The organism is Streptomyces sp. KL109B (assembly GCF_030766935.1).
GTDB lineage: Bacteria > Actinomycetota > Actinomycetes > Streptomycetales > Streptomycetaceae > Streptomyces.
Genome location: NZ_JASERL010000003.1, coordinates 478,618 through 500,384 on the forward strand (window position 1 = coordinate 478,618; position 21,767 = coordinate 500,384).

A 21,767-nucleotide genomic window follows, 5' to 3' on the forward strand; every position below is an offset into this window, starting at 1 on the left:
GTGTTCCACGGCAGTCGAGGGCCGTCACACCGATCAGGTGTGGCGGCCCTCGCCGCGTTCTCAGGCTCGTACGGCAGGATGTGCCGCATGCCCAGTGCAGAGACGCCCAGTGCAGAGACGACGCGCGCGAATCCGCAGCAGCCTGAGCCGGAACAGGTACGGCCCACCAGAGAGGACGAGGTCTCGGCTGCCGGGGCCGAGTTCATCGGTGGGCCGATCGGACGGCGGGTGTTGCTCGGGGCCTCGCGATGGACCCCCGCGCGGGTGATCGTGCTCGTCATGCTCGGCATGTTCGCGCTCGGCATGGTCCAGAAGTTCCCCTGCTACGACGGCGCCTGGTTCTACGGAGCCAGCTCCCAGTACACGCACGCGTGTTACTCGGACATCCCGCACCTCTACCAGGGGCGCGGCTTCGCCGACGGTCTCGTGCCGTACTTCGACAAGCTGTCCGGCGACATGGACTACCTCGAATACCCGGTCCTCACCGGTGTGTTCATGGAGGTCGCCGCGTGGCTGACGCCCGGCAGCGGCTCCATCCAGCACCAGGAGCAGGTGTACTGGATGGTCAACGCCGGGATGCTGATGATCTGCGCCGCGGTGATCGCGGTGTGCGTCACGCGCACCCACCGCAGGCGCCCCTGGGACGCGCTGCTGGTCGCCCTGGCGCCCGCCTTCGCACTGACCGCGACCATCAACTGGGACCTCTTCGCGGTGGCGCTCACGGCGGCCGCGATGCTGATGTGGTCGCGGGGCCGGGCCATCACCTTCGGCGTGCTGCTCGGGCTCGCGACGGCTGCGAAGCTGTACCCGGTGCTGCTGCTCGGACCGCTCTTCGTGCTGTGCTGGCGGGCGGGCAAGTGGCGGGAGTTCGGCAGGGCGATGTTCGGCGCAGCCGTCTCATGGCTGGTCGTGAACTTGCCGGTGATGCTCCTCGCCCCGGCGGGCTGGTCGAAGTTCTATACGTTCAGCCAGGAACGCGGAGTCGACTTCGGCTCCTTCTGGCTGATCATCTCCCAGCACCGGGACACTCCCCTCGACACCGACGTCGTCAACACCCTGGCCACGACGCTGATGCTGCTCGCCTGCCTGGGCGTCGCCGCGCTCACGCTCACCGCGCCGCGCCGGCCGCGCTTCTCGCAGCTCGCGTTCCTGGTGGTCGCCGCCTTCATCCTGACCAACAAGGTCTATTCACCGCAGTACGTCCTGTGGCTGATCCCGCTCGCCGCGCTTGCGCGCCCCAAGTGGCGGGACTTCCTGGTCTGGCAGGCGTGCGAGGTCGCGTACTTCCTGGGGATCTGGCTGTACCTCGCGTACACGACGAGCGGGGACAAGCACCAGGGCCTGCCCGAGGACGGCTATCAACTGGCCGTTGCGGCACACCTGTTGGGCACGCTCTACATGTGCGCGGTCATCGTGCGGGACATCTGGCTGCCCGAGCGGGACGTGGTGCGCCGCTCCGGCGAGGACGACCCGACGGGCGGCGCTCTGGACGGCGCCGAGGACGTCTTCGTACTGGGTCAGGCGGCCCGGCCGCGGCGGCACCGGCACGCCGCGCATGCCGTGCACGCCGCAGAGGGCCCGCCTCCCACGGTCGACTGGGGGCGGGCACCGGGTGGTTCGCTCTGAGCGAACGCGCTCAGCGGTCCACGAGACGGTCGAACTGCGTCGTGGTGTGCCGCAGATGGGCCACCAGCTCCTCGCCGACCTTCGGTTCGGGGGCGTCCGAGGGTACGAAGAGGATCGACACCTGCATGTGCGGCGGCTCGGCGAACCAGCGCTGCTTGCCCGCCCAGACGAACGGCGCCAGGTTCCGGTTCACCGTCGCCAGGCCGGCCCGTGCGACGCCCTTGGCGCGCGGCATGACGCCGTGCACCGCCTTCGGGGCCTCCAGGCCCACACCGTGCGACGTACCGCCCGCCACGACCACCAGCCAGCCGTCCGAGGCGGCCTTCTGCTGGCGGTAGCCGAACCGGTCGCCCTTGGCGACGCGCGTGACGTCCAGGACGGAGCCGCGGTACTCGGTCGCCTCGTGGTCGCCCAGCCACAGCCGCGTGCCGATGCGCGCGCGGAAGCGGGTCTGCGGGAACTGCTGCTGCAGGCGCGCCAGTTCCTCGGCCTTCAGGTGGCTGACGAACATGGTGTGCAGCGGAAGACGGGCCGCGCGCAGCCGGTCCATCCAGCCGATGACCTCCTCGACGGCGTCCGTGCCGTCGGTGCGGTCGAGCGGCAGATGGATCGCGAAGCCCTCCAGGCGCACGTCCTGTATGGCGTGCGCCAGCTGCGGAAGGTCCTGCTCGGTGACGCCGTGCCGCTTCATCGAGGACATCACCTCGACGACGACGCGGGCGCCGACGAGGCCGTGCACGCCGTCGACGGAGGAGACGGAGCGGATCACGCGGTCGGGCAGCGGCACCGGCTCCTCACCGCGCCGGAACGGCGTCAGGACCAGCAGGTCGCCGCCGAACCAGTCCTTGATCCGGGCGGCCTCGTACGTGGTCCCGACCGCGAGGATGTCGGAGTCGAGGCGCGTCGCCTCCTCCGCGAGCCGCTCATGGCCGAAGCCATAGCCGTTGCCCTTGCAGACGGGGACGAGACCCGGGAACTGTTCGAGCACCTGCTTGTGGTGTGCCCGCCAGCGCGCGGTGTCGACGTAGAGCGTGAGCGCCATGGCCGGTCCCGGAACCTTTCCGTGGGGAGTTACGTAGCTACGTGAATTGTGCCGGGCGCTCAGCGCCGCGACATGTAGATGTCGAGCGCCTTGTGCAGCAGCTTGTTGAGCGGGAAGTCCCATTCGCCCAGGTACTCGGCGGCCTGGCCACCCGTGCCGACCTTGAACTGGATCAGGCCGAAGAGGTGGTCGGTCTCGTCCAGCGAGTCGGAGATGCCGCGCAGGTCGTAGACGGTGGCGCCGAGCGCGTAGGCGTCGCGCAGCATCCGCCACTGCATGGCGTTGGACGGGCGCACCTCGCGGCCGATGTTGTCGGAGGCGCCGTAGGAGTACCAGACGTGCCCGCCGACGACGAGCATCGTGGCCGCCGCGAGGTTCACGCCGTTGTGCCGCGCGAAGTAGAGCCGCATCCGGTTGGGGTCCTCGGTGTTGAGGGCCGTCCACATGCGCTGGAAGTACGACAGCGGGCGCGGCCGGAAGTGGTCGCGCACGGCCGTGATCTCGTACAGCCGCTGCCACTCGGCGAGGTCCTGGTAGCCGCCCTGGACGACCTCGACGCCGGCCTTCTCGGCCTTCTTGATGTTGCGGCGCCACAGCTGGTTGAAGTTCTTGTGGACCTCTTCCAGGGAGCGGTTCGCGAGCGGCACCTGGAAGACGTAGCGCGGCTGTACGTCGCCGAAGCCGGCGCCGCCGTCCTCGCCCTGCTGCCAGCCCATGCGGCGGAGCTTGTCGGCGACCTCGAAGGCGCGCGGCTCGATGTGGTCCGCCTCGATGTCCCGCAGGCGCTTCACATCGGCGTCCGCGATGCCCTTCTTGATGGAGGGCGCGTCCCAGCGGCGGATGACGACCGGCGGGCCCATCTTCACGGAGAAGGCGCCCTGCTGCTTCAGATGCGCGAGCATCGGGCGCAGCCACTCTTCGAGGTTCGGGGCGTACCAGTTGATGACCGGGCCCTCGGGCAGGTACGCGAGGTAGCGCTTGATCTTGGGGAGCTGCCGGTACAGCACGAGGCCCGCACCGACCATGTCGCCGGTGCGCTCGTCGAACCAGCCGAGGTGCTCGGAGCGCCACTCCGCCTTCACATCTGCCCAGGCAGGGACCTGCATGTGGCTCGCCGACGGCAGGGTCTGGATGTACGCCAGATGCTGCTCTCGGCTGATGGTCCTCAGGGTCAGGCTCATTCGGGGCGCTCCTCGGGCTGGTGTGTCCCCATGGGTACAGGGGCTCCGGCTCTCGCGCCGAAGCCTACTGCGCCCTGCGAGCGCCCCGACCGGCCGTATGGGAGGTCGGTTGTGAAGGCTGCCCCGACTCAGCTTCTGAGGTGGGCTTCCTCAGCCGATGACGCCGCCGAAGAGACCGCCGTGGGCCATGCCGATGAAGAAGCCGATGGCCGACGCGCCCAGGCCCAGGATCAGCCCGAAGCGCTCCCGGGTCGTCTCCGAGACGAACTGGCCGTAGGCCCCGGTCAGGATGCCGACCAGGCCGGCCCAGGAACTGAGGAGATGAAGGTCGCTCCAGAGCGAGGAGATGATCGCGATCGCTCCGAGCACCACGGTCACCCCGAGCAGGGTGTCCGGCAGCGGGTGGGGCTTGCCGTCCGTGGCGAAGAGGGACGATGAATGAGCGGAAGCGGTGCTGTTCGGACGCATTGCTTGTGCCATGGGGCACCTCCTGCGGAAGCGGCGCATCGTAGCGCCGTACACACCCGATGTGTACAGATTGCGGCGCTTGGCAGCCGGATTTCAACCGGAAGCGGAGGTGCGGGTACTCTGTACCGTCTGCACCGGTGTCTGTCCACGCCCCCGACCAGGGGCCGGGGACCGATACCGTTGCTCACGCATAAACAACCCTCCTGCCACGGAACGACCGTGGCCGCTGAGTCCAAAGGAGGTGGGTTCCACATGCGTCACTACGAGGTGATGGTCATCCTCGACCCCGATCTGGAGGAGCGCGCTGTCGCCCCCCTGATCGAGAACTTCATGTCTGTTGTCCGTGAGGGCAACGGCAAGGTGGAGAAGGTCGACACCTGGGGCCGTCGTCGTCTCTCGTACGAGATCAAGAAGAAGCCCGAGGGCATCTACTCGGTCATCGACCTGCAGGCCGAGCCTGCGGTCGTCAAGGAGCTCGACCGCCAGATGAACCTGAACGAGTCGGTCCTCCGGACCAAGGTCCTCCGCCCCGAGACCCACTGAACTTCCTAGTTCAGCGGCACTCGGGACTCGAGTAGCAGCAAGCAGCCAAGCAGCAAACCCGCCGAGAGGTTCCCCCATGGCAGGCGAGACCGTTATCACCGTCGTCGGAAACCTGACCGACGACCCCGAGCTGCGCTTCACCCCGTCCGGCGCGGCCGTCGCGAACTTCACGATCGCGTCGACGCCCCGGATGTTCGACCGCCAGACCAATGAGTGGAAGGACGGCGACGCGCTGTTCCTCCGCGCGTCGATCTGGCGTCAGGCCGCGGAGAACGTCGCCGAGTCGCTGACGCGTGGCATGCGCGTCGTCGCTCAGGGACGACTGCGGCAGCGTTCGTACGAGACCCAGCAGGGCGAGAAGCGGACGGTCGTGGAGCTCGAGGTCGACGAGATCGGCCCCTCGCTGCGCTACGCCACCGCCAAGGTCACCAAGACCCCCGGTCGTGGCGGCCAGGGTGGCGGCGGCGGCTTCGGCGGCGGCGGTCAGCAGCAGGGTGGCGGCGGCTGGGGCGGCGGCCCCGGCGGTCAGCAGGGTGGCCAGGGCGGAGCCCCGGCCAACGACCCCTGGGCGACCGGTGCGCCGGCCGGCGGCGGGCAGCAGGGCGGCGGCGGTGGCGGCTGGGGCGGAAGCTCCGGCGGCTCCGGCGGCGGCTACTCGGACGAGCCCCCCTTCTAGGGATCACTCCCTGACGGGGCTGGGCTCGCACCCCACACTTCTTGATCACACAGGAGAAACACCATGGCGAAGCCGCCTGTGCGCAAGCCTAAGAAGAAGGTCTGCGCTTTCTGCAAGGACAAGGTCACGTACGTGGACTACAAGGACACGAACATGCTGCGGAAGTTCATTTCCGACCGCGGCAAGATCCGTGCCCGCCGCGTGACCGGCAACTGCACGCAGCACCAGCGTGACGTCGCCACGGCCGTCAAGAACAGCCGTGAGATGGCGCTGCTGCCCTACACGTCCACCGCGCGATAAGGGAAGGGTGACCGACTAATGAAGATCATCCTGACCCACGAGGTCTCCGGCCTCGGCACCGCCGGCGAGGTCGTCGACGTCAAGGACGGGTACGCCCGTAACTACCTGATCCCGCGGAAGTTCGCTATCCGCTGGACCAAGGGTGGTGAGCAGGACGTGGCGCAGATCCGCCGCGCCCGCAAGATCCACGAGATCGCCACCATCGAGCAGGCCAACGAGATCAAGGCCAAGCTCGAGGGCACCGCGGTCCGCCTGGCCGTCCGCTCCGGCGACGCCGGTCGTCTCTTCGGTTCCGTCACCCCGGCCGACATCGCTTCGGCGATCGAGGCTGCCGGTGGCCCGAAGGTCGACAAGCGTCGTGTCGAGCTGGGCGCGCCGATCAAGTCGCTCGGTGGCCACGAGGCCTCCGTGCGTCTGCACCCCGAGGTTGCCGCCAAGGTCAACATCGAGGTCGTCGCTGCCTGAGCACTGCCCTGAGCAGCGCTGAAGCGAATGTGGGGCCGCACCCTTCGGGGTGCGGCCCCACATGCTTGTCAGCCGCGTTTCACGTGAAACCGTGGAACGGCCTGCTTTGGTGGCTCACCGTTTCACGTGAAACAGCCCGCTGAGCGTGTCAGCGCGTCGCGCCCGTCACGGCCCAGCGTCCCGAGCGGTAGCGCATCCAGAGCGTGATCATCCGTACCGTCATCATCAGCGCCATCGCACCCCACACGGCGGTGAGACCGCCGCCGAAGACCGGCACGAGGAGCGCCACCGGCGTGAAGACGGCAAGCGTGACCAGCATGGCCCAGGCCAGATACGGTCCGTCGCCCGCGCCCATGAGGACTCCGTCGAGTACGTAGACGATTCCGCAGATGGGCTGCGCGAGGGCCACGACGATGAGCGCGGGCAGGGCGGCGTCCTGGACAAGCTGATCGCTCGAGAACAGCGGGACGAACAGCGGTCGTGCGGCGACGATCAGTACGCAGAGGACGACTCCCGCGGCGACGCCCCACTCCAGCATCCGACGGCACACGGCCCGCGCACCCGGTGCGTCGTCCGCGCCGAGGTAGCGGCCGATGATGGCCTGTCCGGCGATGGCGATGGCGTCGAGGGCGAAGGCCGTCAGGCTCCACAGGGACAGAATGATCTGGTGTGCGGCCACATCGGCGTCGCCGAGACGGGCGGCCACGGCTGTCGCGATCATCAGGATCGCCCGGAGCGAGATGGTGCGGACGAGGAGCGGCGCGCCCGCCTGGGCACAGGCTCGGATGCCCGCGGCGTCCGGGCGCAGCGAGGCGCCGTGGCGGCGAGCGCCGCGGACCACCACGACGAGGTAGACGGCGGCCATGCCGACCTGGGCGATGACGGTGCCCCAGGCAGAACCCGCGATGCCGAGGCCGGCGCCATAGACGAGAGCGGCGTTCAGCGCGGCGTTGGCGATGAAGCCAGCGACTGCCACGTAGAGCGGGGTTTTGGTGTTCTGCAGTCCGCGCAGCACGCCGGTGGCGGCGAGGACGATGAGCATCGGGGGAATGCCGAGCGAGGAGATGCGCAGATACGTGATCGCGTAGGGCGTCGCGGTGTCGGAGGCTCCGAAGAGGTCGACGAGGGCCGGGGCGGTGGGCAGGGTGATCGCGACGACCACGACGCCGAGGAGCAGGGCGAGCCAGATGCCGTCCATGCCCTGCTGGATGGCGGACTTCAGATCTCCGGATCCGACGCGGCGGGCGACCGCGGCAGTGGTCGCGTAGGCGAGGAAGACGAAGATGCTGACCGCCGTCTGCAGCAGGGCGGAGGCGACGGCGAGTCCGGCGAGCTGTGAGGTGCCGAGATGGCCGACGATGGCGCTGTCGGCCATGAGGAAGAGGGGCTCAGCGACGAGTGCGCCGAAGGCCGGAACGGCGAGGGCGACGATCTCTCGGTCGTGCCGACGTCGAGCGGCCTTGGATGCCGCGGGAGCCTGTGTCATGGGCACCAATCTAATCTTCCACAGGTAAGAGATGCAATGCGATAGAGACCCTTACTTGTGGAGGTCCTCCGCGTGTCGTGCGGCGGGTCTGTCGGCGATCTTGGGCCGACTGGGGAAGTTTTTCTTCTGCACAGCCGGTGGATGGGAAAAGTGCAGGTCAGGAACTGTGTGTGTGAGTGCCTGAGGGCTTGTTCACAGCCCTGTCCACCGTGTCGTGCACAGGATTTCCCGAGTTCTCCACAGCGAGGGGCCCGTCGTCCACACTGCCTGTGGATAACCAGATTGGCTGACGGTGCCCACGCGCCTACCGTAGTGCGGCGCCCACCATGTCTTCCGACCTCGGAAACCTCACAAATCCGACGCGTCAGAAGCGGAGTTGGGCCTCTTATTTGTCAGTGTCGTGCCGTAGGAATGAGGGGTACGGCGAGGTCCGCTCGGCGGACGGGAGGAGGCGGCCCGGTGAGTATCTCCGAGCCTTTGGACGACCCCTGGGCCGACGAAGGTCCCAGCGATCGCCTCCCCCCTTCGCGGCCGTTCCGGGGTGGCGGCCGAGGCCAGGGCGACCAGCACGAGCGAGGCCGCGAGGACGGTGGCTGGGACGAGGGACCGGCCACGTTCGAGCGCGTTCCGCCGCAGGACCTGGAGGCGGAGCAGTCCGTGCTCGGCGGCATGCTCCTGTCGAAGGACGCGATCGCCGACGTCGTGGAGGTCATCAAGGGCCCCGACTTCTACAAGCCGGCCCACGAAACGATCTTCCAGGCGATCCTCGACGTCTACGCCAAGGGCGAGCCCGCCGACCCGATCACCATCGCCGCGGAGCTGACCAAGCGCGGCGAGATCAACAAGGTGGGTGGCGCATCGTATCTGCACACCCTCGTACAGACGGTCCCGACCGCGGCGAACGCCGAGTACTACGCGGAGATCGTCCACGAGCGCGCCGTGCTGCGCCGCCTCGTCGAGGCCGGCACGCGGATCACGCAGATGGGATACGCGGGCGACGACGACGTAGACGAGATCGTCAACAAGGCGCAGGCCGAGGTCTACGCGGTCACCGAGCAGCGCACCAGCGAGGACTACCTCCCGCTCGGCGACATCATGGAGGGCGCGCTCGACGAGATCGAGGCGATCGGCTCGCGCAGCGGCGAGATGACCGGTGTGCCGACCGGCTTCACCGACTTCGACTCGCTCACCAACGGTCTGCACCCGGGCCAGATGATCGTCATCGCGGCCCGCCCCGCCATGGGTAAGTCCACGCTGGCACTGGACTTCGCGCGCGCCGCGTCGATCAAGAACAACCTGCCAAGCGTCATCTTCTCCCTCGAAATGGGGCGCAACGAGATCGCGATGCGTCTGCTGTCGGCCGAGGCGCGCGTGGCCCTGCACCACATGCGCTCCGGCACGATGACCGACGAGGACTGGACGCGGCTCGCGCGCCGGATGCCCGAGGTCTCGGCCGCGCCGCTGTACATCGACGACTCCCCGAACCTGTCGATGATGGAGATCCGCGCGAAGTGCCGTCGGCTCAAGCAGCGCAACGACATCAAGCTCGTGATCATCGACTATCTGCAGCTGATGCAGGCCGGTGGCTCGAAGCGCTCCGAGAGCCGTCAGCAGGAGGTCTCGGACATGTCCCGAAACCTCAAGCTGCTCGCCAAGGAGCTGGAGCTTCCGGTGATCGCGCTCTCCCAGCTGAACCGTGGTCCCGAGCAGCGCACGGACAAGAAGCCGCAGGTCTCCGACCTGCGTGAGTCCGGCTCCATCGAGCAGGACGCCGACATGGTCATCCTGCTGCACCGCGAGGACGCGTACGAGAAGGAGTCGCCGCGCGCGGGCGAGGCCGACATCATCGTCGGCAAGCACCGTAACGGCCCGACGGCCACGATCACGGTCGCCTTCCAGGGCCACTACTCGCGCTTCGTGGACATGGCGCAGACCTGATCAGCTCGCGTTGTCGAGGACGGCGACCTCCAGCTCCGCCAGGCGCTCGGGGTCGGCGATCACCTCGTACGTGGCGACCCTGTCCCCCTCGACCGTGACGGCCAGGGCGAGCAGCAGGCGACCGCGCGGGGCGACGACGAGGCCGACCCGTCCGTCGAGGAGCGCCGTCGCCGCGAACCGGGCATTGCGCCGCAGCAGGACCGTCTCCCGCGCCACCGTGTCGGCGCCGTGGCTCTGTGCCGGGGCTCCGGCCGGGAGCGTGATCGGGTCGGCATGGCGTACGACGTCGGGGGCGAGGACGGCGAGCAGCGCGTTCAGGTCTCCGTCGCGGGCCGCGGTGAGGAAGGCGTCGACGACGTGCCGTTGGTGGTCGAGTTCCTCGGTGGGGAGCGTCGGTGCGCCCTGGATCCGGCGGCGAGCGCGACTGGCGAGCTTCTTGGTGGTGGCCTCGGTTCGCTCCACGATGGGCGCGATCTCGCCGAACGGCACGGCGAACAGGTCGTGCAGGACGAACGCGACCCGCTCGGCGGGGCTCAAAGTCCCGAGGACGACGAGCAGGGCGCGCCCCACCGATTCGACCAGCACCGCCTCGCTCTCGGGGCTCGCGCCGTCCCCCTCGTCCCAGACGTGCTCGGGCAGGTGGCCGACGAACTCCTCACGGCGTGCGGTACGCGAGCGCAGCATGTCGAGGCAGATGCGCGAGACGACGGTGCGCAGCCAGGCGGCAAGGTTGTCGATGCCGTCGGCGTCGCTGCGGCTCAGCCGGAGCCAGGCTTCCTGCACCGCGTCGTCCGCGTCGTTGAGAGAGCCGAGCATGCGGTAGGCGAGGCCCCGCAGTTGGCCGCGCTGCTCCTCGAAGTGCCGCGCCAGCGCGTCCGGGGTGTGCTGCGTGGTCATCGGGTTCGGCCCGCGGCTCTCGTCTCGCTCCACCCGGTCCACGCTACGACCGTGCGCCCCCGACCGGCGCGTGATGATCAGCCTCCGGTGAAATTCCCTCGACGCGGGTCGTGGGGCGGGATGGACTGGGGCCATGACGACATCCCCGGAAGCGACATCCCCGGAAGAGCTGCTGCCCAGCACGCGCCGCGCTCTCCTGCACCGCATCGCCGTTGCCCAGAGCGAAGGGCGGGCGCCCTCACTCGTGGCCGCGGTCGCGCGGGACGGGGAGCTGGTGTGGACCGGGTCGCGTACCTCGGTGGACGGACACGGGCCGGACGAGCATGTGCAGTACCGGATCGGTTCGATCACCAAGACCTTCACCGCCGTGCTGGTGCTGAGGCTGCGGGACGAAGGGCTCCTCGACCTGGCGGACCCGCTGGAGAAGCATCTGCCCGGCACCGCTGCCGGCACCGTCACCATCGCCGAACTCCTCGCCCACACCGGCGGGCTGGCCGCCGAGACACCGGGCGAGTGGTGGGAGCGCAGCCCCGCGAGCCTGCGTCCGACCCTCGCCGACGTCCTCGGCGAGCAGCCCTTCCGGCACCCCGTCGGCCGCCGTCACCACTATTCGAACCCCGGCTATACGCTCCTGGGCTCGCTGGTCGAGGCAGTGCGCGGGGTGCCCTGGGAGGAGGCCCTGCGCACCGAGATCCTCGAACCACTGGGCCTGACCCGTACCAGCGTCCAACCGCAGCAGCCGCACGCCGGGGGCTGGGCCGTGCACCCGTACGCCGACGTGCTGCTTCCGGAGCCGAGCGAGGACTTGGGCCTGATGGCCCCCGCCGGACAACTGTGGTCCACGACGCGTGACTTGGCGGTCTTCGCCTCTTTCCTCGCGGTCGGCGACGAGCGGGTACTGAGCGCCGACTCCGTCCGGGAGATGCGGACTCCCGCCGCGCCGACCGTGCCGGGCGACTGGGAGGCGTCGTACGGGTTCGGCATGCAGGTCGTGCGGGGCGGCGGGTTCACCCTGGCCGGACACAGCGGCTCGCTGCCGGGGTTCGTTGCGGGGCTGTGGCTGTGCGAGGAACAAGGGCTCGTGGCGGTCGCCCTCGCCAACTGCACGTCGGGGGTCCCCGTGGTGACGCTGGCCGCCGAACTGTTGGCGACCGTCGCCGAAGCCGAGCCGCGGATGCCCGAGCCGTGGCGGCCGCTCACCGAAGTCGACCCGGCCCTACTGGAACTGACAGGCCCATGGTTCTGGGGGACGCAAGCCGTGGTGCTCCGGTTGGCGGCCGATGGTGGCGTCGAACTGGGCCCGGCGGCCGAGGGCGGACGACGCTCCCGGTTCCGGTCCAACAGTGACGGCACTTGGACCGGGCTCGACGGCTACTACGCGGGGGAGCCACTTCGGGCCGTCCGGCGGGCCGACGGATCGGTCAGCCACCTCGACCTCGGGTCCTTCGTCTTCACGCGGGAGCCGTATCCCGCGGACGGGCCGGTGCCGGGTGGGGTGGACCCGGGAGGCTGGCGGGGGATTCCGCGGGGATGAGCAGAGCTGTGGGTCGCCCGTTTCACGTGAAACGGGCGACCCACGGAGACAGTTGAGCCGGTGCGTCGTTTCACGTGAAACAACGCACCGGCTCTCCCTGTCCAGGAGTCTCAGACGCCCCGGCTCGCCCTGTCAGAGCTGCATCTTGAAGCCCAGATGCGAGCCGACGAAACCGAGTCGCTCGTAGAAGCGATGGGCGTCGGTGCGCGTGACATCGGAGGTCAGCTGCACCAACTGGCAGCCCTGGCGCCGGGATTCATCGACGGCCCACTCGATGAGCCGCGTGCCGAGACCGCTGCCGCGCTCGTCCGCGTGGATGCGTACACCCTCGATGATCGAGCGGGTGGAGCCCTTCCGGGAGAGCCCGGGGATGATGCTCAGTTGCAGCGTGCCGACGACGCGGCCCTCGCGTACGGCGACGACGAGGTGCTGATTCGGGTCGGCTGCCAGTCGCGCGTGCGCGGCGCGATACGGCGTGAGGTCCTCCGGCGACTCGCGCTGGGCGCCCAGCGGGTCGTCCGCCAGCATGGCGACCATCTCCGGAATGTCCTCGGCCACGGCCGGCCTGATCTCAAGATCTCCCATGGCCAGCAGCCTATGCGCCGCCTCCCGCACGGCTGCTCAGGGGCCTAGGCGGCGGCGTGCAGCCCTTCGACCGCCTTGACCAGCGGGGCGAGTTCCGGGTTCTCGGCAGCGGCGTCGAGAGCTTCCCGCAGCGCCTCCGTGTTCGTGGGGCGGGCCTCTTCGAGGAGCTTGAACCCTTCCTCGGAGACGTTCGTGTAGATGCCCCGTCGGTCGGTCGGGCACAAATAGCGGGCGAGCAGGCCGCGTTCCTCGAGGCGGGTGACCAGGCGCGTGGTCGCGCTCTGGCTGAGGACGACGGCGTCGGCGACCTGCTTCATCTGTAGATGGCCGCCCTCCCCGTCGTGCTGACGGCTCAGGACGTCGAGGAGTGAGTACTCGCGCACGCTCAGCCCGTGCCGGGACTGCAGGGCGCGCTCGATGTGGGCCTCGATCTTCCCGTGGAGCAGCGAGAGTGCACACCAGCCCTGAGAGAGGGCGGTCAGCGCTGGGTCTGTGGCGGTCATGACGCGTGGTTCCTCCGTCCCGGAGCGGCTGACCCCAGGATAGTCGATGTGCGAGGTTGCCCGCGTTTGCAAATAACCCGCGCATGCAATTATTGTGGTGTCTCGTAAAGCGCACCCGCAACAGTCTGGAAGGGATCCTCCCTCATGCCTCTCGCGCTTCTCGCCCTCGCGATCGGGGCGTTCGGAATCGGAACCACGGAATTCGTGATCATGGGATTGCTCCCAGAGGTCGCGGGTGACTTCGGCGTCTCCATCCCCACGGCCGGCTACCTGGTGACCGGCTACGCGCTCGGCGTGATGTTCGGTGCTCCGCTGATGACCGCCCTGGGCACGCGCATCCCGCGCAAGCGGATGCTGATGCTGCTCCTCGGCTTCTTCATCGTCGGCAACCTGCTCTCCGCCGTCGCGCCCGTCTTCGCCGTCATGCTGATCGGCCGCGTGGTCGCCTCGCTCGCCCACGGCGCGTTCTTCGGCATCGGCTCGGTCGTCGCGGCCGAGTTGGTGGCCCCGGAGAAGAAGGCCGGAGCGATCGCCATGATGTTCACGGGCCTGACCGTCGCCAATGTCGTCGGCGTCCCGCTCGGCACGTTCATCGGTCAGTCGGTCGGCTGGCGCGTGACCTTCGCGGTCGTCGCCGCCCTCGGTGTCATCGGCCTCGTCGGTATCGCCAAGCTGGTGCCGGACCTGCCCAAGCCGGAAGGGGTACGGCTGCGTCACGAACTGGCCGCATTCAAGAACGTGCAGGTCGTGCTCGCCATGGCGATGACCGTGCTCGGCTTCGGCGGCGTCTTCGCGGCCATCACCTACATCGCGCCGATGATGACGCACGTCGCCGGCTTCGCGGACGGCTCCGTCACCTGGCTCATGGTCCTCTTCGGCCTCGGCATGGTCGCGGGCAACCTCACCGGCGGAAGGTTCGCCGACCGTGCCCTGATGCCCATGTTGTACGTGGCGCTGGGCGCGCTCGCCCTCGTGCTCGCCCTGTTCACGGTCACCGCGCACAACCAGGTCCTGTCCGCGATCTCCATCGTGCTGATCGGCGCGTTCGGCTTCGCGACCGTGCCGCCGCTCCAGAAGCGCGTCCTCGACCAGGCATCCGGAGCCCCGACGCTCGCCTCGGCCGTGAACATCGGCGCCTTCAACCTCGGTAACGCCCTCTCCGCCTGGCTCGGCGGCATGGTGATCGCCGCGGGCTTCGGCTACACCTCCCCGAACTGGGTCGGCGCCGTGCTCGCCGCGGCCGCCCTCGTCCTGGCCGTGCTCTCCGCGACCTTGGAGCGCCGCGCGGCCGCACCGAGCCGGATCGTCGCGGCCGCCGAGCAGCCCCTCACCGAGCCGGCCCACCACTGACCCGAATCCCCGGCCGACGGGGCCAACGACGTCCCCGCTCCACCACACCCCCTCTCACCAGCACCCCTGAGCCGCATCCCGCAAGGAGCACCACCTCATGAGCACCACCGCCGTCACCCCGCTCACCACGCAGGACGCCGAGACCCTCGTCGCCGCAGCCCGTCTCGCCGCCGAAGCGGCCGGAGTCACGGTCAGCGTCACCGTCCTCGACGCGGGCGGCCACCTCCTGGCCTTCCGCCGCGACGACCGCGCCGTCCTCATCTCTGGTGAGACCAGCACCCGCAAGGCGTACACCGCGCTCCAGTTGAACGCCCCCACCGCCGACCTGGTCGACCTGGTCAAGCCCGAGGGCCCCTTCCACAGCCTGCCCACCGCGCTCGACCGGCCGCTGCTGTTCATCGCCGGCGGTCTGCCGATCCACCGCGACGGCCGCCTCATCGGCGCCATCGGTGTCGGTGGCGGCGCCCCCGAGCAGGACCACGGCTTCGCCACCGCGGCCGTGGAGGCCCTCGCGTAACTCCGGACACACATCGCGCAACCGCCCCAAGTCGCCGCAACACAGTGGCACTTGGGGCGGACGTGCGCCCAGGGCCTGTTCTCAGCCCGCGGCCACCGTCAGCGGTGCGAAGCGGCGGGTCCAGTCGCCGGGCAGTTCCGAAGCGCCATAGTTCATCACCGCGTTGAGGCCCATGGACGCAAGACCGCGCTCCTTGAGCCACGTCAGCAGCTCTTCGTGCCGTACGTCGATGTCGGTGCGCAGCGGCCGGTCCGTGCCTGCCGCGAGCGAGGCGACGAGGGCCTGCGCGGTCGCGGTGTCGCGGGCGATGAGAGGGCCGACGACGTGGGTGTCCTCGTTGGGCCAGGCGGCCGCGAAGCCGATGAGCCCGCCGGTCTCGTCGTCCACAGCCACCCGCAGTTGGTCCGCGAAGGCCGGAAGCCGGGTGATGACATGCGTACGGTCCGGGCCGAAGACCTCCGCGTCCAGGCGGAGGATCGCCGGGAGGTCCTCCGCGGTGGCCGCCCGGGTGGTGACCTCGGGCAGGGTGGCCTGGCCCGCGACGAAGGCGCCGCGCACCATCTCGGCCCGCCCCGTGAGCTTGAAGCCCAACTCCTCGTAGAGCGGCTGCCCGTACGGCGTCGCGTGGAGCGTGAGCGGGGTCGTGCCCGCCTGCTCGACGACATGGCGCATCAGGCGCCTGCCGACGCCCTTGCGGGCATGCCGTTCGGCGACCAGGACCATGCCGATCGCGGCGAGTTCGGGCCGCTCTCGGGGGCCGTACTCGGTCACCACGCAGGCGCTGACGAGCCCACCGTCGGGGTCGTCGATGCCATGGCCGGTGCCCGCGGAGAGCAGCAGGCGCCACTTGTGTTCCTCACGGGGCCAGCCCCGGTTCTCGGAGAGGTCGGCGCACGCGAGGACATCGCGCGGGGTGAGACGACGGATGGGCAGGCCGGAGAGGGAAGGTGTCGACACGCAGGTCAGGCTGTCGGACTTCGACCCGTGGCGTCCACCGCTTTGCCGGCAGTACCCCGGCGCTTTCGGCCACGCCGGGAGTTTCACGTGAAACATGGCGCCGGGTCGGCTCTGGCGGGCGCGCGGCGGTGCGAGGCGTGAATTGGTGCGCGGAGACCGGTAATTGAGGAATTTACGGAGTGCCCGAGGTTCACTTAATCCGCAGTTATGCCAGTAGGGGGTTGTCGACTTCGCGGCTGCCGGTATCGTCGGGTTCAGATCGCGTCGGGCGGCCGAAGAAGGCCCAGGGGGAAGCCCGTGTGATGCGCGCAGGCCGACGCAGCCTAACGGGACGGAGAGATCGAAGACCTGCACTTTCCGCTTTGCGTTCTGTGCAATGACATCGCGTGGCATCCTGCCGTGAGGGGACTGCGGACAATGTCACACTCTTGCCTTACTTGTCAGTAGCCGTCCGGAATGCAGTGTTCAATGTGGACTGCATTGTTGTCGAGGCACGCGGGGGAAAGCCCACAGTTTCCGAGTGGGGAACAGCTCGGGAGTACGTTGACCGACCAAAAGATGTTCGAGGCGAGGCACAGCATGGACGCTCCGACCACTACGCCGTCGGCCGATTCCGGTTCGGACGGCGGGGGCGGCTGGTTCACACCGCGCAAGGCCCCGGACCCGCAATCTCCCGCCCCCGGTTCCGGCCAGGAGGCGGCGGAGGAGCACCGAATACCCGAGCCGCGCCCGCAGTCGGACACCCAGCCCCCACAGCGGCCCGCCCCCACGCACGCCTCGCCCGACGCGATCCTCGTCCGCCGCACGATGGAGGAGATCAGCCCCGTCGCGGACAAGGTCACCTCGTACTTCTACGCACTCCTCTTCGTGCGCCACCCCGAACTGCGCCCGCTCTTCCCGGCGGCGATGGACACCCAGCGCGACCGGCTCCTCAGGGCGCTGCTGACCGCCGCCGAGCACATCGACAACAAGGACGTCCTGGTGGCGTACCTGAAGAACCTGGGGCGCGGCCACCGCAAGTACGGCACCCAGGCCGAGCACTATCCGGCCGTCGGCGAGTGCCTGATCGCGGCCCTCACCCAGTACGCCACGACCACGTGGAGCGCGGAGACCGAGGCCGCCTGGGTGCGCACGTACACGACGATCTCCCAGATCATGATCGACGCGGCGGCCGAGGACGAGATGAAGGCCCCGGCCTGGTGGATGGCCGAGGTCGTCTCGCACGATCTGCGCACGTCCGACGTCGCCGTGGTGACCGTGCGGCCCGATCAGCCGTACCCGTTCCTGGCCGGCCAGTACACGACGCTGGAGACGCCGTGGTGGCCGCGGATCTGGCGGCACTACTCGTTCGCCTCCGCGCCCCGCTCGGACGGGCTGCTCTCGTTCCACGTGAAGGCGGTTCCCGCGGGCTGGGTCTCGGGCGCCCTGGTGCATCGCGCCCGCCCCGGCGACGTACTGCGGCTCGGACCGCCCGCCGGCTCCATGACCGTCGACCACACCAGCGACAGCGGGCTGCTCTGCCTCGGCGGCGGCACCGGCATCGCGCCCATCAAGGCGCTCGTCGAGGACGTGGCCGAGCACGGGAACCAGCGCCCGGTCGAGGTGTTCTACGGCGCCCGCACCAGTCACGACCTGTACGACATCGACACGATGCTGCGCCTGGCACAGAGCCACCCGTGGCTCTCGGTGCGCCCCGTCGTCGACCAGCAGGCCCACCTCCAGCTGCCGGACGCGGTACGGGAGTACGGCCCCTGGAACGAGTACGACGCCTATCTTTCCGGTCCGCCCGGCATGATCCGCAGTGGCATCGACGCCCTGCGGCGCATCGGCATCCCCGGCAGCCGCATCCGGCACGACTCGGTGGAGGACCTGGTCGCGGCGACGGACTGAGCGCCGCGCCGCAACACCAAAGCCCGCAGCAATAAAGCCCGCAACACCAAAGCCCGCAGCACCAATGCCCGCGGCGTCAGCCCAGATCGGGCGCGTGCATCGCCCGTACGCCCTCGATGTTGCCGTCCAGGTAATGGCGCAGCGAGAGCGGCACCAGGTGGACCGAGGCGATCCCGACGCGGGTGAACGGCACCCGCACGATCTCGTAGCCGCCGCACGGGTCCTCGACCTCGGGACCGTGCCGCTGCTCGGTGTCCATCGACTCCAGCCGGCAGACGAAGAAGTGCTGGACCTTCACGCCGGTCGCGCCGCCGTCCTCGCCGATGTGCTCGACGGTGTCCACGAAACAGGGCACCACGTCGACGATCTTGGCGCCGAGTTCCTCGTGCACCTCGCGATGGAGGGCGTCCACGACGGTCGTGTCCTCCGGCTCGACCCCGCCCCCGGGAGTTACCCAGTAGGGATCGACACCGGGCTTGGTCCGCTTGATCAGAATCAGGTCGTCGCCGTCCAGCAGGACGGCGCGTGCGGTGCGCTTGACCACGGGTCGGACGGTCATGGGAGAAATGTGGCCCGGCTGGTTCCACGTGAAACATCCCGTATCGCTCGGCGCCCCGCTCACGACCAGTCGACGGCAGCGCGCAGCAGCCACTCGTGCGCCCGCGCGATGTGCGGCATGGCGAGCGTGCCGGTGCGCACCACCAGGAAGTACGTACGCAGTGGCGGCACCGGAGGGTCGAGCAGGGCGACGACCTCCCCGCGCTCCAGGCTCTCCTCGCACAGATAGCGCGGCAGGACGGCGAGGCCGGCGCCCGCGATCACGCAGGCCAGTACCGCACGCAGATCCGGCACGACGACGGTGCCGGAGACGGCGGGCCGGGAGTCGAAGACCGCCGCCCAGTAGCGGCTGACCAGCGGCAACGACTCGTGCACCTCGACCACGGGGAACTTCTCCAGGGACGGTGCCGCGTCGCGGTGCAGCATGCCGGGGCCGATGCGGGCGGCGAACCGCGGGGCGGCGGTCAGCACGTGCTCCTCGTCGCAGAGCGCAGTCGCTGTGAGCAGCGCGCCGCGCGGGCGGGCCGTCGCGATGGCCAGATCGTGGTGTCCCGCCGCGAGCCCTTCCAGGGTCTCCTCGGCCGTGCCGAAGCTCGCCCGTAACGCGACGTTCTGCCCGTCGTCGCGGGTCAGCGCGGTGAGCGCGGGCAGGGCACGTTCCGCGGTGAACTCCGGGGGCCCCGCCAGATGCAGCGTGCGCAGGGCGGATTCCTCGTCGAGCCCGGTCTCGGCGATCTCCACGAGGGCGTCGAGATGCGGGGCCGCCTTGTGGGCCAGCTCGTCGCCGATCGTCGTGGGCGTCACTCCGCGCGCCTGGCGCAGGAAGAGCGGGCGCCCCAACTGCCGCTCCAGCGTGCGGATCTGGGAGGTGACCGCCGGTTGTGACAGGCCGAGCAGTGCGGCGGCGCGGGTGAACGACCCGGCGCGATGCACCGTCACAAAGGTGCGCAGCAACGCGAGATCCATCGCGGCACGCCTCCCTCCCCAACCCCCGGGCCGCGCCCAACTATAAATAAGTCGATAGGTCTCTGTCGCTACCGTGATTGGACACTGACACAGAGTCAACTAGCCTTGTTCGCGCGGTTCTTCGCGCGCAGAACCGGGACGGTCCGAGCCACGAGGGGGGAGGCTCGGACCGTCCGTTGTGCGTAGCGCGGTACTACGCGGGAGCTACGCGGTGCGATCCAGCGCCCGCAGCACGTCCGCCACCAGGTCCTCGGTGTTCTCGGCGCCCGCCGAGAAGCGGATGAAGCCCTCGGCGACGGCGTCCCCGCCCCAGCGCCCGCGCCGCTCGGCGGTGGACCGTACGCCGCCGAAGCTCGTCGCGTCGTCCACCAGCGTCAGGGCCTCGAGGAACCGCTCGGCCCGCTCGCGCGAGGGCAGTTCGAAGGACACCACACAGCCGAAGTGACGCATCTGCCCGGCGGCGACGGCATGGGACGGGTCGCCGGGCAGCCCGGGGTGGCGCACCCCGGTGACGTCCGCGCGATCCAGCAGGGCCCGCGCCACGGCCAGCGCGTTGGCGCTCTGCCGCTCGGCGCGCAGCTCCAGCGTGGCGAGGGAACGGTGCGCGAGCCAGGCCTCCATCGGCCCCGGAATCGCCCCGACGATCTTGCGCCAGCGTCGCACCGGGGCCAGTAACTCGGCGTCGGCGCACGCGACGTAGCCGAGCAGCAGGTCCCCGTGGCCCGTGAGCTGCTTGGTGGCGCTGGCCACCGCGAAGTCCGCGCCGAGTTCGAGTGGGCGCTGTCCGAGCGGCGTGGCCAGCGTGTTGTCTACGGCGACGAGCGCCCCGCGCGCGTGCGCGGCGTCGGCGAGGCGCCGGATGTCGCAGACGTCGAGGCCGGGGTTGGACGGCGTCTCCAGCCACAGCAGGCGCGCCCCGTCGAGCACATCGAGCCCCGACGGTGCGGAGAAGCCGGCGGTCGGCGCGGTGCGCACCTCGATCCCGTACGCCGTGAGCTGCTCGCGGACGAGCGGGAAGACCTGGTAGCCGTCGGACGGCAGGACCACCGTGTCGCCCGCGCGCAGCTGCGAGAAGAGCACCGCGGAGATCGCGGCCATTCCGGAGGAGAAGGCCAGCGACTCCACGCCGGAACGCCCCGGGGCCTCCAACTCGGCGACAGCACGCTCCAGATGCGTCCACGTCGGGTTCTCGTCGCGGCCGTACGCATAGGGCCCCGACACATCGCCGGGCAGATGGAAGTGTGCGGCGAACACCGGCCCCGGCAGGGTCGGTTCGTTCTTGACCGGGTCCGGCAGACCCGCCCGTACGGCCCGTGTACCGTCTCCCGGCTGTCGCGCCGCGGGTTCCGTCATGCCTCTCGTCCCTCCACTGCCTCGCGCACGGATTCGAGCAGCCCCTCGGACGCCGCCTCGACCAGCTTGAGGCACTCCTCGAAGCCGCTCAGGTCGCCGTAGTACGGGTCCGGAACGTCGAGATCGCCATGGGCCCCGGCATCGTAGGAGCGCAGCAGGCGGACCTTTTCGGCGTCCTCGGGCGTGGGGGCCAGGCGGCGCAGGGTGCGCAGGTGGCCGGAGTCGAGGGCGACGACCAGGTCGAGGCGGGCGAACCAGTCGGGGTGGAACCGGCGCGCCGTGTGCTCGGAGCCGTAGCCCGCCTCCGTGAGGACGTGGACGGTGCGCGGGTCGGCGCCGTCGCCCTCGTGCCAGCCGTCCGTGCCGGCGCTGTCGACCTCGACGAGGCCGCCGAACCCCGCCTCCTCGACGCCGGCGCGGAAGACGTGCTCGGCCATGGGTGAGCGGCAGATGTTGCCGGTGCAGACGAAGCAGACGCGGTAGGTCATCTCAGGTGTTCCCGGTTCCTCTCGGCCGCTCTCAGTCCTTGCCGTCGGGCAGTACGACGTTCAGCGCCCAGGAGACGACCGACACGATCAGGCCACCGAGGATCGCGGTCCAGAGGCCGTCGACGTGGAAGCTCAGGTCCACCTGGTCGGCCAGCCACGACGTCAGCAGCAGCATCAGGGCGTTCACGATCAGCGTGATCAGGCCGAGCGTGAGAACGAACAACGGGAAGGTCAGCAGTTTGACGATCGGCTTCACGATCACGTTGACCAGGCCGAAGATGAGGGCGACGAGGATCAGCGTGCCGACCTTTTTACCGGTGCTGTCGCCGGTCAGGGTGATCTTGTCGAGCACCCAGACCGCGACGGCCAGGGCCCCCGCGTTGGCGATCGTCTTGACGAGGAAATTCTTCATGTGTCTGATCGTGGCAGACATGACTGGTGACA

Annotated in this window: 23 protein-coding genes; 10 read left to right on the forward strand and 13 right to left on the reverse strand. The window is 69.6% G+C overall.

What is annotated here, in order from left to right; all coding sequences use genetic code 11:
• The first annotated feature begins 78 nt into the window (after window positions 1-78).
• On the forward strand, window positions 79-1,626 hold the full coding sequence (locus RBJ65_RS13500) for a glycosyltransferase family 87 protein (protein ID WP_372341417.1): 1,548 nt from the start codon (window positions 79-81) through the stop codon (window positions 1,624-1,626).
• 10 nt (window positions 1,627-1,636) lie between these two features.
• Here RBJ65_RS13500 and RBJ65_RS13505 read toward each other — a convergent pair whose 3' ends face one another.
• From RBJ65_RS13505 to RBJ65_RS13515, 3 genes are all read right to left on the reverse strand, one after another.
• Entirely contained in the window at window positions 1,637-2,668 is a 1,032-nt protein-coding gene (locus RBJ65_RS13505) for an alanine racemase (RefSeq protein ID WP_306322711.1), read from the reverse strand.
• 59 nt (window positions 2,669-2,727) lie between these two features.
• A complete protein-coding gene (locus RBJ65_RS13510) occupies window positions 2,728-3,849 on the reverse strand; it encodes a peptidoglycan bridge formation glycyltransferase FemA/FemB family protein (RefSeq protein WP_306322712.1) in 1,122 nt (373 codons plus the stop codon).
• A 150-nt stretch (window positions 3,850-3,999) separates the two neighbouring features.
• Window positions 4,000-4,329, reverse strand: a complete 330-nt coding sequence (locus tag RBJ65_RS13515; protein ID WP_306322713.1) for a hypothetical protein — start codon at window positions 4,327-4,329, stop codon at window positions 4,000-4,002.
• 240 nt (window positions 4,330-4,569) lie between these two features.
• On the opposite strand from RBJ65_RS13515, the gene rpsF reads away from it, so the two are divergent.
• From rpsF to rplI, 4 genes are all read left to right on the forward strand, one after another.
• The gene (rpsF, locus tag RBJ65_RS13520) at window positions 4,570-4,860 is read left to right on the forward strand and encodes a 30S ribosomal protein S6 (protein WP_164559357.1); all 291 of its coding nucleotides are present in this window, start codon (window positions 4,570-4,572) and stop codon (window positions 4,858-4,860) included.
• A gap of 76 nt (window positions 4,861-4,936) precedes the next feature.
• A complete protein-coding gene (locus RBJ65_RS13525) occupies window positions 4,937-5,536 on the forward strand; it encodes a single-stranded DNA-binding protein (protein WP_306322714.1) in 600 nt (199 codons plus the stop codon).
• Window positions 5,537-5,599: 63 nt separating this feature from the next.
• On the forward strand, window positions 5,600-5,836 hold the full coding sequence (rpsR, locus tag RBJ65_RS13530) for a 30S ribosomal protein S18 (RefSeq protein ID WP_003949403.1): 237 nt from the start codon (window positions 5,600-5,602) through the stop codon (window positions 5,834-5,836).
• 18 nt (window positions 5,837-5,854) lie between these two features.
• Window positions 5,855-6,301 (forward strand): 50S ribosomal protein L9, encoded by a 447-nt coding sequence (gene rplI, locus RBJ65_RS13535; protein ID WP_306322715.1) that lies wholly within the window; start codon window positions 5,855-5,857, stop codon window positions 6,299-6,301.
• Between the two features lie 148 nt (window positions 6,302-6,449).
• Here the strand turns inward: rplI and RBJ65_RS13540 are convergent, their stop codons facing one another.
• The gene (locus RBJ65_RS13540) at window positions 6,450-7,787 is read right to left on the reverse strand and encodes an MATE family efflux transporter (protein WP_306322716.1); all 1,338 of its coding nucleotides are present in this window, start codon (window positions 7,785-7,787) and stop codon (window positions 6,450-6,452) included.
• Window positions 7,788-8,246: 459 nt separating this feature from the next.
• On the opposite strand from RBJ65_RS13540, the gene dnaB reads away from it, so the two are divergent.
• Window positions 8,247-9,725, forward strand: coding sequence for a replicative DNA helicase (dnaB, locus tag RBJ65_RS13545; protein ID WP_306322717.1), 1,479 nt, complete (start codon window positions 8,247-8,249; stop codon window positions 9,723-9,725).
• On the opposite strand, the gene RBJ65_RS13550 is transcribed toward dnaB, so the two are convergent.
• Window positions 9,726-10,622, reverse strand: coding sequence for a sigma-70 family RNA polymerase sigma factor (locus tag RBJ65_RS13550; protein WP_306322749.1), 897 nt, complete (start codon window positions 10,620-10,622; stop codon window positions 9,726-9,728). It abuts the gene before it with no gap.
• Between the two features lie 133 nt (window positions 10,623-10,755).
• Between RBJ65_RS13550 and RBJ65_RS13555 the strand changes: the two genes are divergently transcribed.
• The gene (locus tag RBJ65_RS13555; RefSeq protein WP_306322718.1) at window positions 10,756-12,156 is read left to right on the forward strand and encodes a serine hydrolase; all 1,401 of its coding nucleotides are present in this window, start codon (window positions 10,756-10,758) and stop codon (window positions 12,154-12,156) included.
• Between the two features lie 132 nt (window positions 12,157-12,288).
• Here RBJ65_RS13555 and RBJ65_RS13560 read toward each other — a convergent pair whose 3' ends face one another.
• Together RBJ65_RS13560 and RBJ65_RS13565 are read right to left on the reverse strand one after the other, a co-directional pair.
• Window positions 12,289-12,741: a GNAT family N-acetyltransferase gene (locus RBJ65_RS13560; protein ID WP_306322719.1), complete on the reverse strand. Its 453-nt coding sequence runs from the start codon at window positions 12,739-12,741 to the stop codon at window positions 12,289-12,291.
• Window positions 12,742-12,785: 44 nt separating this feature from the next.
• A complete protein-coding gene (locus RBJ65_RS13565; RefSeq protein ID WP_306322720.1) occupies window positions 12,786-13,244 on the reverse strand; it encodes a MarR family winged helix-turn-helix transcriptional regulator in 459 nt (152 codons plus the stop codon).
• A gap of 144 nt (window positions 13,245-13,388) precedes the next feature.
• Between RBJ65_RS13565 and RBJ65_RS13570 the strand changes: the two genes are divergently transcribed.
• Together RBJ65_RS13570 and RBJ65_RS13575 are read left to right on the forward strand one after the other, a co-directional pair.
• Complete coding sequence (locus RBJ65_RS13570; RefSeq protein ID WP_306322721.1) at window positions 13,389-14,594, forward strand: MFS transporter; 1,206 nt, start codon at window positions 13,389-13,391, stop codon at window positions 14,592-14,594.
• Window positions 14,595-14,691: 97 nt separating this feature from the next.
• Window positions 14,692-15,111, forward strand: a complete 420-nt coding sequence (locus RBJ65_RS13575; RefSeq protein WP_306322722.1) for a heme-binding protein — start codon at window positions 14,692-14,694, stop codon at window positions 15,109-15,111.
• 81 nt (window positions 15,112-15,192) lie between these two features.
• On the opposite strand, the gene RBJ65_RS13580 is transcribed toward RBJ65_RS13575, so the two are convergent.
• Window positions 15,193-16,068 (reverse strand): GNAT family N-acetyltransferase, encoded by an 876-nt coding sequence (locus tag RBJ65_RS13580; RefSeq protein WP_306322723.1) that lies wholly within the window; start codon window positions 16,066-16,068, stop codon window positions 15,193-15,195.
• A 558-nt stretch (window positions 16,069-16,626) separates the two neighbouring features.
• Between RBJ65_RS13580 and RBJ65_RS13585 the strand changes: the two genes are divergently transcribed.
• Window positions 16,627-17,958, forward strand: a complete 1,332-nt coding sequence (locus RBJ65_RS13585) for a globin domain-containing protein (RefSeq protein WP_306322724.1) — start codon at window positions 16,627-16,629, stop codon at window positions 17,956-17,958.
• Window positions 17,959-18,034: 76 nt separating this feature from the next.
• Here the strand turns inward: RBJ65_RS13585 and RBJ65_RS13590 are convergent, their stop codons facing one another.
• The 5 genes from RBJ65_RS13590 to RBJ65_RS13610 form a co-directional block, all read right to left on the reverse strand.
• Window positions 18,035-18,517, reverse strand: coding sequence for an NUDIX domain-containing protein (locus RBJ65_RS13590; protein ID WP_306322725.1), 483 nt, complete (start codon window positions 18,515-18,517; stop codon window positions 18,035-18,037).
• A gap of 59 nt (window positions 18,518-18,576) precedes the next feature.
• Complete coding sequence (locus RBJ65_RS13595) at window positions 18,577-19,482, reverse strand: LysR family transcriptional regulator (protein ID WP_306322726.1); 906 nt, start codon at window positions 19,480-19,482, stop codon at window positions 18,577-18,579.
• A gap of 204 nt (window positions 19,483-19,686) precedes the next feature.
• Window positions 19,687-20,835, reverse strand: coding sequence for a cystathionine gamma-lyase (locus RBJ65_RS13600; RefSeq protein ID WP_306322727.1), 1,149 nt, complete (start codon window positions 20,833-20,835; stop codon window positions 19,687-19,689).
• Window positions 20,832-21,323, reverse strand: coding sequence for a low molecular weight protein-tyrosine-phosphatase (locus RBJ65_RS13605; protein ID WP_306322728.1), 492 nt, complete (start codon window positions 21,321-21,323; stop codon window positions 20,832-20,834). The genes RBJ65_RS13600 and RBJ65_RS13605 overlap by 4 nt, the downstream gene beginning before the upstream one ends.
• Before the next feature lie 31 nt (window positions 21,324-21,354).
• Window positions 21,355-21,735 (reverse strand): phage holin family protein, encoded by a 381-nt coding sequence (locus RBJ65_RS13610; protein WP_306322729.1) that lies wholly within the window; start codon window positions 21,733-21,735, stop codon window positions 21,355-21,357.
• Between the last annotated feature and the right edge of the window lie 32 nt (window positions 21,736-21,767).

What these genes read in the sequence shown, in the direction of transcription:
- RBJ65_RS13500 (WP_372341417.1), top strand. Translation starts at nt 79, where the DNA reads ATGTGCCGCATGCCCAGTGCAGAGACGCCCAGTGCAGAGACGACGCGC.
- RBJ65_RS13605 (WP_306322728.1), bottom strand. Translation starts at nt 21,323, where the DNA reads ATGACCTACCGCGTCTGCTTCGTCTGCACCGGCAACATCTGCCGCTCA.
- RBJ65_RS13560 (WP_306322719.1), bottom strand. Translation starts at nt 12,741, where the DNA reads ATGGGAGATCTTGAGATCAGGCCGGCCGTGGCCGAGGACATTCCGGAG.
- RBJ65_RS13585 (WP_306322724.1), top strand. Translation starts at nt 16,627, where the DNA reads ATGTTCGAGGCGAGGCACAGCATGGACGCTCCGACCACTACGCCGTCG.
- RBJ65_RS13575 (WP_306322722.1), top strand. Translation starts at nt 14,692, where the DNA reads ATGAGCACCACCGCCGTCACCCCGCTCACCACGCAGGACGCCGAGACC.
- RBJ65_RS13525 (WP_306322714.1), top strand. Translation starts at nt 4,937, where the DNA reads ATGGCAGGCGAGACCGTTATCACCGTCGTCGGAAACCTGACCGACGAC.
- RBJ65_RS13505 (WP_306322711.1), bottom strand. Translation starts at nt 2,668, where the DNA reads ATGGCGCTCACGCTCTACGTCGACACCGCGCGCTGGCGGGCACACCAC.
- rplI (WP_306322715.1), top strand. Translation starts at nt 5,855, where the DNA reads ATGAAGATCATCCTGACCCACGAGGTCTCCGGCCTCGGCACCGCCGGC.
- RBJ65_RS13595 (WP_306322726.1), bottom strand. Translation starts at nt 19,482, where the DNA reads ATGGATCTCGCGTTGCTGCGCACCTTTGTGACGGTGCATCGCGCCGGG.
- RBJ65_RS13515 (WP_306322713.1), bottom strand. Translation starts at nt 4,329, where the DNA reads ATGGCACAAGCAATGCGTCCGAACAGCACCGCTTCCGCTCATTCATCG.
- RBJ65_RS13550 (WP_306322749.1), bottom strand. Translation starts at nt 10,622, where the DNA reads ATGACCACGCAGCACACCCCGGACGCGCTGGCGCGGCACTTCGAGGAG.
- RBJ65_RS13565 (WP_306322720.1), bottom strand. Translation starts at nt 13,244, where the DNA reads ATGACCGCCACAGACCCAGCGCTGACCGCCCTCTCTCAGGGCTGGTGT.
- RBJ65_RS13555 (WP_306322718.1), top strand. Translation starts at nt 10,756, where the DNA reads ATGACGACATCCCCGGAAGCGACATCCCCGGAAGAGCTGCTGCCCAGC.
- rpsF (WP_164559357.1), top strand. Translation starts at nt 4,570, where the DNA reads ATGCGTCACTACGAGGTGATGGTCATCCTCGACCCCGATCTGGAGGAG.
- RBJ65_RS13510 (WP_306322712.1), bottom strand. Translation starts at nt 3,849, where the DNA reads ATGAGCCTGACCCTGAGGACCATCAGCCGAGAGCAGCATCTGGCGTAC.
- RBJ65_RS13590 (WP_306322725.1), bottom strand. Translation starts at nt 18,517, where the DNA reads ATGACCGTCCGACCCGTGGTCAAGCGCACCGCACGCGCCGTCCTGCTG.
- RBJ65_RS13540 (WP_306322716.1), bottom strand. Translation starts at nt 7,787, where the DNA reads ATGACACAGGCTCCCGCGGCATCCAAGGCCGCTCGACGTCGGCACGAC.
- RBJ65_RS13570 (WP_306322721.1), top strand. Translation starts at nt 13,389, where the DNA reads ATGCCTCTCGCGCTTCTCGCCCTCGCGATCGGGGCGTTCGGAATCGGA.
- rpsR (WP_003949403.1), top strand. Translation starts at nt 5,600, where the DNA reads ATGGCGAAGCCGCCTGTGCGCAAGCCTAAGAAGAAGGTCTGCGCTTTC.
- RBJ65_RS13610 (WP_306322729.1), bottom strand. Translation starts at nt 21,735, where the DNA reads ATGAAGAATTTCCTCGTCAAGACGATCGCCAACGCGGGGGCCCTGGCC.
- RBJ65_RS13600 (WP_306322727.1), bottom strand. Translation starts at nt 20,835, where the DNA reads ATGACGGAACCCGCGGCGCGACAGCCGGGAGACGGTACACGGGCCGTA.